This is a genomic window from Sivoneniella epilithica UHCC 1019 (assembly GCF_040830845.1).
In the GTDB taxonomy this organism is placed as follows: domain Bacteria; phylum Cyanobacteriota; class Cyanobacteriia; order Leptolyngbyales; family Leptolyngbyaceae; genus ULC077BIN1.
In genome coordinates this window covers 1-1,425 of the sequence record NZ_JBFPDP010000111.1, presented here as the reverse complement: position 1 = coordinate 1,425, position 1,425 = coordinate 1, and the positions used below count along the sequence as shown (strand labels likewise).

The 1,425-nt window shown below is 39.1% G+C and carries 2 protein-coding genes and 1 pseudogene; 1 reads left to right on the top strand and 2 read right to left on the bottom strand.

Translation table 11 applies throughout. The features are described 5' to 3' along the window. Positions 1 to 28: 28 nt before the first annotated feature. Both AB3R30_RS26855 and AB3R30_RS26850 read right to left on the bottom strand, forming a co-directional pair. Entirely contained in the window at positions 29 to 442 is a 414-nt protein-coding gene (locus AB3R30_RS26855) for a hypothetical protein (RefSeq protein WP_458652265.1), read from the bottom strand. A gap of 19 nt (positions 443 to 461) precedes the next feature. Then, on the bottom strand, positions 462 to 833 hold the full coding sequence (locus AB3R30_RS26850) for a transposase (RefSeq protein ID WP_458652264.1): 372 nt from the start codon (positions 831 to 833) through the stop codon (positions 462 to 464). Positions 834 to 1,033: 200 nt separating this feature from the next. Here AB3R30_RS26850 and AB3R30_RS26845 point away from each other — a divergent pair. Then, positions 1,034 to 1,210 (top strand): annotated as a pseudogene (locus AB3R30_RS26845) (BrnT family toxin); the annotation flags it as partial. Positions 1,211 to 1,425 lie beyond the last annotated feature (215 nt).

The following is a 1,425-nucleotide window of genomic DNA, read 5'->3' as shown; positions in this document are numbered from 1 at the left end:
GTCATCATTGGACTCAATACAACAGCCCTTATTCTGGCGGCATTAATCTATTTCTGCAACTTTGAGATGCTCCCAACGCAGCAAAGATGGATGCAACTGCGAACACGACAGGAAAAGAAATTACACTAAACAAATCTGCTTTCAAATCTGCTTTTAGTTTTTCCATTTCATCTCTAGCTAACTGCTGTGAGCTAACCTTATTTTCTGACTCCTTGACATTGGCTATTGCTATTTCAGAGGTGTTAGATTTAGAAATTTCATTTTGAGGAATTTTTTTTGCTGTCTCTGGTACGTTTTTTATATCCTTGTCTACTTGGGAGATACCATCAGGTTTTAAGAAAGAGACACTCATCCACAAAAGCCCAATAGTCGGAAGATAGCAAAATATCGGAATTAGTATTATTTTTAACCATGAAATCTTTGATGTTTGTGGCGTTAGCATTTTTTCTACCTCAATATGTCTACTCAAAAACTTGAATAATTGCTCTCAACATTTCAGCTTGATCAGCGGGAATATCTTGAACTCGTTTAATAATAAGAGACGCTGTTGCTCTGTTGACTTGAATCTCCTTAGCAAGCTTACGGGCGCTGATATTAGGATTTAACTTATAGAGAAGCAAAATAGCTTGAAACCACTTTTGTAAATCCAGATGGGTTTTATGAAATAGCGTACCGACCGTCACACTATACGAAGTAAAGCAGCTATTGCATCTGTATCTATGTTCATTTTTATACATACTTGCTTTGATCGAACCGCAGTATGGACAGGTTGGAGTTCCATTCCAGCGAATGCTTTCCAGGTGAACTAAACACTCCTCATGAGTCTCAAGCATGGGGAAACTACTCTAAGTTTGAGCAATTGAGGAATAAAAGCTCAAACTACATGAAGAAACCCACCATCAAGAAAACATCTGTAAATTACCTGAAATCCTATAAGTATTACTATGGCAGTTCTGCTGTTTTTAGTACACTGCTCCTGTTATAGAAATAGCTCAGGCGATGACTACAACTCTGTGTTTTCCTACATAAACGTCAAGAGTATGGGGAGGATCGATGGATTGGAATCGGGATACTTGATGGGCGTGTTGTAGTGGTAGTTTTTACAGAACCAGACGAGCAAACAATCCGGATTATTTCACTTCGCAAAGCTCTGCCTTATGAACGAAAAAGATACGAACAATATCTCAAAGATGAATTGGGAGAAGGTTGACTCACTCAAGGAAGAAGAAATCGATACCTCTGATATTCCTCCATTAACTGAGGAGTTTTTCAACAAGTCGCGGTGGTGGAAACCCGTAGAGCCATTGAATGCTCTTGTTCAAGTAGATCCAAATACACTAGCCTGGTTTCAGAGGATGTCTTAAAAGCCCAGATGTAGCGCTGAGATAGGAAAAGGAAACTCTCACCTCGTAAGCTGTCAAAAGA